Source organism: Gemmatimonadota bacterium, assembly GCA_009838645.1.
Lineage (GTDB): Bacteria > JAAXHH01 > JAAXHH01 > JAAXHH01 > JAAXHH01 > JAAXHH01.
The window spans coordinates 47,949-54,986 of the sequence record VXRC01000020.1 but is presented as its reverse complement, the minus strand read 5'-3'; the positions used below and the strand labels follow the sequence as shown (position 1 = coordinate 54,986).

The window sequence follows — 7,038 nt, the reverse complement described above, 5'->3', positions numbered from 1 at the left end:
GCGCGGGCCCTGCTGGACCATCGGCCCCTTTGGCGGCCGCCGGGCGGGCTCATCCGGGGGGGGTACAACGAGGAACTCGACGACCTGCGGGTAATCAGTTCGGGCGGAAAGCGCTGGATCGCCGAACTGCAGCAAAAGGAGCGCGAACGCACCGGGATCCAGTCCCTCAAAGTGGACTACAACCGCGTCTTCGGCTACTACATCGAGGTCACGAAACCGAACCTGGACCGGCTGGAAGGCGAGTACATCCGCAAGCAGACCATGCGCAACGCGGAGCGGTTCATCACGCCGGAGCTGAAAGAGTACGAAGAGAAGATCCTGGGCGCCGAGGAGAAGATCGGCGAACTGGAATACACGCTCTTCCTCGAACTGCGGGAGGAAGTGGCCGCGAGCCTGGGCGAGATCCAGGGCAACGCCCGGGCGATCGCGCAGCTGGACTTCCTGACCGCGCTGGCGGAACTGGCCGTCCGGAACGACTACGTGGCCCCGGAGATCGTGGACGGCCCGGTCCTGGAAATCGACGACGGCCGCCACCCGGTGGTGGAGCAACTGCTGCAGGGCGAGGCCTTCGTGCCCAACGATACCCAGCTCGACAACCGGACGAAACAGATCGCCCTGATCACAGGGCCGAACATGGCCGGCAAGAGCACCTATCTCCGCCAGGTGGGCCTCATCGTCCTCATGGCCCAGATCGGTTCCTTCGTCCCGGCGCGCTCCGCGAAGATCGGCATCGTGGACCGCATCTTCACCCGCGTGGGCGCCTCCGACAACCTGGCCCGGGGCGAGAGTACCTTCCTCGTCGAGATGAACGAGACCGCGAACATCCTCAACAACGCGACACCCCAAAGCCTCGTCCTTCTCGACGAGATCGGCCGGGGCACGAGCACCTTCGACGGCCTGAGCATCGCCTGGGCGGTCACGGAATACCTCCACAACACGACGGAACGGGCGGCCAAGACCCTCTTCGCCACGCACTACCACGAACTGATCGAACTGGCGTCGAGCCTCGACCGGATCGCCAACTACAACGTAGCCATCCGGGAACAGGAAGACCAGATCGTGTTCCTGCGAAAGGTGATGCCCGGCGGGAGCGACCGGAGCTACGGGATCCAGGTGGCGCGCATGGCCGGTCTGCCGCGCAGCGTGGTCGAACGGGCCCGGGTCATCCTGGCCGACCTGGAGGATGAGGATCTGTCTGCGGACGGCGTGGACGGCGTGGAGGGAGTGGGCGCGGCGGGAGGACCGGATGGTGCGGGTGACACGCCCCGCGGACCGAGCCCGGTGCGCCACGGAAGGCCGAAGGCGGAAGGCGCCGAATACCAGCTCAGCCTGTTCCTGCCGGCGGACCATCCGGTCGTCGAGGACATCAAGGAACTCGACCTGGACCTCATGACGCCGGTCGAAGCCATGAACGCCCTGTACCGGCTCCAGCAGAAAGCCGCCGGCCCCGACGGTGATTAGCTCTGTTCAGAAGGATGCAGCCGTGTCCGTCATCTCCTCCGCAATGCTGGTCAACTCAGACGGCGACATCCTCATCAACCTCCGCGACGACGATCCCCGCATCATCTTCCCGAACAAGTGGAGTCTCATAGGGGGGTACGCACAAGAAAAGGAAGACCCCGAACAGGGCCTGATCCGTGAGGTGAAGGAGGAGATTGGTTACGAGGTAACCGACCGCAGTCTGCTGGCGACATTCTTTGACAGAGCGGATGTGTGGCACTTGTATCTGGCGCCAATTAATGTACCCATCGATTACCTTATCCTGGGCGAAGGACAGGCCATTCGGTTCATCGACCCCGCCAGAGCGCTCACTGAACTGGATCTCTGTGTCACCAGCCGGTGTTTCATAGAGGTTTACCTGAGATACCTGGATTTCCAGGATTACGCCCGCTCACGAAAACCTACCGTGTCCGTTATTTCTTCCGCCATGCTGGTCAACCCCGCCGGCGACATCCTCGTCAACCTGCGCGACGACGATCCCCGCATCATCTTCCCGAACCAGTGGAGCCTCATCGGGGGTCACGTAGAGGAGAACGAAAGCCCGGAAGAAGGCCTGGTACGGGAGGTGGAGGAGGAGATTGGATATCGGTTGTCCGACTACGATCTACTGGCAACTTTCTTCGATGGCACGGACATACGGAATCTCTATATCGTCCCCATCGACGTCCCCATAGATGACCTTGTGCTGGGCGAAGGTCAGGCTATTCGGTACATCGACTCCGCACGGGCGCTAAACGAACTGGATCTGTGTGTCACCGGCCGGCGGTGCATAGAGGTGTATTTACGACACCTGGAATTCCAAGAGTACGTACGCTCGCGGACAGATGTCGGATCCCAGGCGTAGTAGTCAGTATCTACCTCCCTTTGATTCCCCTGGCTGAATGCGTAAGCACTGGTTCTTCTCAAAACCCTCCCTAAGCCTTCCTTAACCCCCACGACCTGACCATGTAGTAGATGACCGGGATGACCACGAGGGTCAGCACCGTGGATGTCACCATGCCGCCGACCATGGGCGCGGCGATGCGCTGCATGACCTCCGAACCGGTGCCCGTGCCCCACATGATAGGCATCAGGCCGGCGATGGTGGCCGCCACCGTCATCATCTTGGGCCGCACGCGTTCCACGGCCCCGTGCATGACCACCTCGTATAGATCCCGCCGGGTGTTGAGCGCGTTGCGGCTGACGCGGTCCCGGTAGGCCTGCTTGAGATAGAGCAGCATGACGACCCCCGTCTCCGCCGCCACGCCGGCCAGGGCGATAAAGCCGACCCCCACCGCGATGCTGAAATCGTAGTCCAGCAGGTACATCAGCCACACGCCGCCCACCAGCGCGAAGGGCAGCGACAGCATGACGATCAGGCTGTCCACCACGTTGCGGAAGTTCATGTAGAGGAGCAGGAGGATGATGGCCAGGGTGACCGGAACGACGATCTGCAGGCGCCGCTGCGCCCGTTCCAGGTACTCGTACTGTCCGCTCCACACCATGCTGTATCCCACGGGCATCGAGACCCGCTCCGCGATGAGCCGGCGGGCCGATTCGACGTAGGCGCCGATGTCCGTATCCTGGAGATCCACATACACCCAGGCCGTGGGCCGGGCGTTCTCCGACTTGATCCCCGACGGTCCCTTGCGGATCCGGATGTCGGCCACCTGGCTGATGGGAATCTGCGCCCCCGAGGACGTGGGGATCAGGACGCGCCTCAGGTCCGAGACCTCGTCACGCAACTCCCTGGCGTAGCGGATGTTTACCGGGTAGCGCGCCAGTCCCTCCACCGTATAGGTCACGTCCACGCCGCCCACCGCCGACATGATGATGTCCTGCACGTCGCCCACGGTCATCCCGTAGCGGGCCGCCTCGACGCGGTCGATCTCGAAGTCGAGGTAGTTGCCGCCCAGGGTCTTCTCGGGGAAGGCGCTGAGCGTCCCCGACAGGTCCTGCAGCTCGACGGCGACCTGCTGGGCCAGGTCCGACAGCACGGCCAGGTCGTCCCCCATGATCTTGATGCCGACCGGGGTCCGGATCCCCGTGGACAGCATGTCGATCCGGGTTCGGATGGGCATGGTCCACGCGTTGGTCAGCCCCGGGAACTGGATGGCGTCGTTGAGCGCTTCCACGAGCCCCTCGCGGGTCATGCCCGGCCGCCAGTCCTCCTCGGGCCTGAGCATGATGGTGGTCTCGATCATGGACAGCGGCGCGGGATCGGTCGCCGTGTCCGCCCTTCCCACTTTTCCGAAGACCCGGTCCACTTCCGGGAAGGAACCGATGATCCTGTCGGTCTGCTGCAGGAGCTGGCGCGCCTTGGTGACCGATATGCCCGGGTCCGTGGTGGGCATGTAGAGCAGGTCGCCTTCGTAGAGGGGCGGCATGAACTCGGAGCCGATCCGCTGCAGGGGATACCACGTGGCCGAAAGGGCGACGACCGCGACCCCGACCGTCAGCCACCTCACGCGGATCGCCGCCCGGATCACGGGCCGGTAGAGGAAGACGAGCAGCCGGCTCAGGGGGTTCCTGCGCTCCGGCAGCAGGCGGCCCCGGACCAGGTACCCCGTCACGACCGGCACGAAGGTGATGGCCAGCAGGGCGGCCGCGGCCATCGTGTAGGTCTTGGTAAAGGCCAGCGGCTTGAAGAGCCGGCCCTCCTGGGCCTGCAGGGCGAAGATCGGCGCGAAGGAGAGCGTGATGATCAGTAGCGAGTAGAAGAGAGACGGCCCCACTTCCTTCGCGGCGTCGAGCACGATCCGCCAGTGGTCCTTCTTCCCGCGGTCCCGCTCCATGTGCTTGTGCGTGTTCTCGATCATGACGATGGCGGCGTCCACCAGCGTGCCGATGGCGATGGCGATCCCGCCCAGGGACATGATGTTGGCGTTGATCCCCTGCCAGGACATGACGAGGAAGGCGGCGAGCACGCTGATCGGCAGGGTGAGGATGACCACCAGGGCCGAACGGAAGTGGACCAGGAAGATGATGCAGACCAGGGCGACGATGAGGCTTTCCACCAGCAGCTTGTCGCTCAGATTGTCGATGGCTCGTTCGATGAGGTTCGAACGGTCGTAGGCCGTGATGATCTCCACGCCCTCCGGCAGGCCCGACTTGAGCGACTCCAGCTTCTCCTCGACATTCCGGATGACCTCCATGGCGTTCTCGCCGTACCGCATGACGACGATGCCGCCGACGATCTCTCCCTCGCCGTTCCATTCCGCCAGTCCCCGCCGAAGTTCCGGTCCCGTCGTGACCCGGGCGACCTGGTGAAGGAAGACGGGCGTCCCGAATCCGTCGACGCCCAGGGCAACGTTCTCCAGATCCTCCACGGACTGGATGTAACCCAGCCCGCGGACCATGTACTCGGTCTCCGCCATTTCCACGACCCGGCCGCCCACGTCGTTGTTGCTTCGCTGGATCGCCGTCTTGATCCGGTTGAGCGGTATGTCGTAGACCAGCAGCTTGTTGGGGTCGACCTCCACCTGGTACTGCTTGACGAAGCCGCCGATGCTGGCGACCTCGGACACCCCGTTGACCGAGGTGAGTTCGTACCGGAGAAACCAGTCCTGGATGCTCCGCAGTTCCGCCAGGTTGTGCCGGTCGCTCCGGAGCACGTACTGGTAGACCCAACCCACGCCCGTGGCGTCGGGCCCGAGCGCGGGGTTCACGCCCGGCGGCAGGCGGTCGGTCACGTAGCTCAGGTACTCCAGTACGCGGCTGCGGGCCCAGTAGATGTCCGTGCCGTCCTCGAAGATGATGTACACGAAGCTGAGCCCGAAGAAACTGTAGCCGCGGACTGTCTCCGCGTAGGGCACCGCGAGCATGGCCGTGGTCAGGGGGTAGGTCACCTGGTCCTCCACCACATCGGGTGCCTGGCCGGGATACTCGGTCAGGACGATCACCTGCACGTCCGAGAGGTCCGGTATGGCGTCGAGCGGGATCTCCACCAGGGCCACGGTTCCGCCCGCGATCAGCAGCAACGTGACCAGGATCACCAGGAACCGGTTCCTGACGGAGTATTCGATAATGCGTTGCAACATGATGGATTCCTTTAAGTTCCGGTCGGGCCGGAAGGGACGGGCAGGCCAAACGGGCCGTGCAGGCCGGTCGACCCGGTCGCCCCGGTCAATGCATCATCCGGTGGTCGAGCATCTTCTGGATCGCCTCCTGAAGCCGGCTTTCCGAATCGATCAGGAACTGGGCCGAAGTCACGACCCGGTCGCCGGCGCGGACGCCGCTCGCGGCCTGCACGTAGCCGCCCTCCCCTTCCATGCCGAGGATCACCTCGCGCGGTTCGAACCGGCCACCTTCGAGGGCTATGAAGACCACGTTGCGCTCGCCGCTGTGAATGACCGCGCTGCCCGGGATCACGAGCACGGGCCGCACGCTGCGGGTAGACAGGCGGATGTTGGCGTACATCTGGGGTTTCAGTTCGAGACTCCGGTTGGGGAAGACCAGCCGGATCTTGATGTCCCGCGACGCGCGGTCGAGGTAGGGATAGATGTAATCGATCGTGCCGCGATAGACCTTCCCCGGATTGTAGGGCAGTTCCATTTCGGCCGCCAGCCCCGGACTCAGCCACGGAGCATCCGCGTCGTACACGTGGGCGAAGGCCCAGATGGTGGACAGGTCGGCCATGCGGTACATGTCCATGCCGGGCGTGACCCGCATGCCCAGTTCGGCCATCCGCTCCACGACGATGCCTTTCGAAGGCGCATGAATGGTCATCGTCCGGGCGATCGTGCCCCGTTCTTCGAGTTCCCGGATCTGCGCCTCGGTCACGTCCCAGTAGAGCAGGCGGCGCTTCGATGCGTCCAGCAGCGACTCCGCGCCGCGCGTGATGTTCTCGAACGTGCTGTTCTCCAGGTTTTTCACGTTCTGGAATGCCAGCAGGTATTCTTCCTGCGCCGCAACGAGCTCCGGCGAGTAGATGTCCAGCATCGGATCGCCCCCGGCGACCTGCTGGCCCGTCTCGTTCACGTACAGTTTCTCGATCCACCCCGCGTACTTGACGTTGATCCGGGAGAACATCTCCTCGTTGTAGTCCAGGTGGCCGACCGTCCGTATGGACCGGGTCAGCCGCCGTTCCTGGACGGTCGCGGTCTGGACGCCGATATTCTGTATGGTAACCGGGTCGATCACGATGGCCGCGCCGCCGGATGTACCGGTAGATTCGTCCGTGGACGCCGCGGACATTTCATCATCCGCATGCTCGTGTTCCATTTCAGTCTCGCGCCCCGCGTCGGCGGCCGGGGCCTGGTCATCCGCGGCCTCGTCCCCCGCGGCCAGTTCATCCGCTTCGGCCGTACGCTTCAACGGCGTCAGGTTCATCCCGCAGATCGGACACTGGCCGGGCTCCTCCGCGATCACGTTCGGGTGCATGCCGCACGTCCACAACTGGACCTGCGCCGTTTCGCCGCTCTCGGACGTGCCCGTCGACTCGGGGTCGCCGCAACCGGCGAGCATTGCGGCCGGCGCGACGGCCACCGTGGCGGCCAGCCACAGAAAGACCAGTAACCGAGACGCCCCGCGGCCTGTTTGTTTGACGAATCCCATGAC

4 protein-coding genes are annotated in these 7,038 nt (G+C 64.2%); 2 read left to right on the top strand and 2 right to left on the bottom strand.

The features are described 5' to 3' along the window. Both mutS and F4Y38_06160 read left to right on the top strand, forming a co-directional pair. On the top strand, window positions 1-1,461 hold a 1,461-nt coding region (gene mutS / locus F4Y38_06165; protein ID MXY48872.1), incomplete at its 5' end, for a DNA mismatch repair protein MutS. 22 nt (window positions 1,462-1,483) lie between these two features. Further along, on the top strand, window positions 1,484-2,344 hold the full coding sequence (locus F4Y38_06160) for an NUDIX domain-containing protein (protein MXY48871.1): 861 nt from the start codon (window positions 1,484-1,486) through the stop codon (window positions 2,342-2,344). A 70-nt stretch (window positions 2,345-2,414) separates the two neighbouring features. Here F4Y38_06160 and F4Y38_06155 read toward each other — a convergent pair whose 3' ends face one another. Together F4Y38_06155 and F4Y38_06150 are read right to left on the bottom strand one after the other, a co-directional pair. Next, the gene (locus F4Y38_06155; GenBank protein MXY48870.1) at window positions 2,415-5,519 is read right to left on the bottom strand and encodes an efflux RND transporter permease subunit; all 3,105 of its coding nucleotides are present in this window, start codon (window positions 5,517-5,519) and stop codon (window positions 2,415-2,417) included. A gap of 85 nt (window positions 5,520-5,604) precedes the next feature. Continuing rightward, complete coding sequence (locus tag F4Y38_06150) at window positions 5,605-7,035, bottom strand: efflux RND transporter periplasmic adaptor subunit (GenBank protein MXY48869.1); 1,431 nt, start codon at window positions 7,033-7,035, stop codon at window positions 5,605-5,607. Window positions 7,036-7,038 lie beyond the last annotated feature (3 nt).

What these genes read in the sequence shown, in the direction of transcription:
- F4Y38_06155 (MXY48870.1), bottom strand. Translation starts at nt 5,519, where the DNA reads ATGTTGCAACGCATTATCGAATACTCCGTCAGGAACCGGTTCCTGGTG.
- F4Y38_06150 (MXY48869.1), bottom strand. Translation starts at nt 7,035, where the DNA reads ATGGGATTCGTCAAACAAACAGGCCGCGGGGCGTCTCGGTTACTGGTC.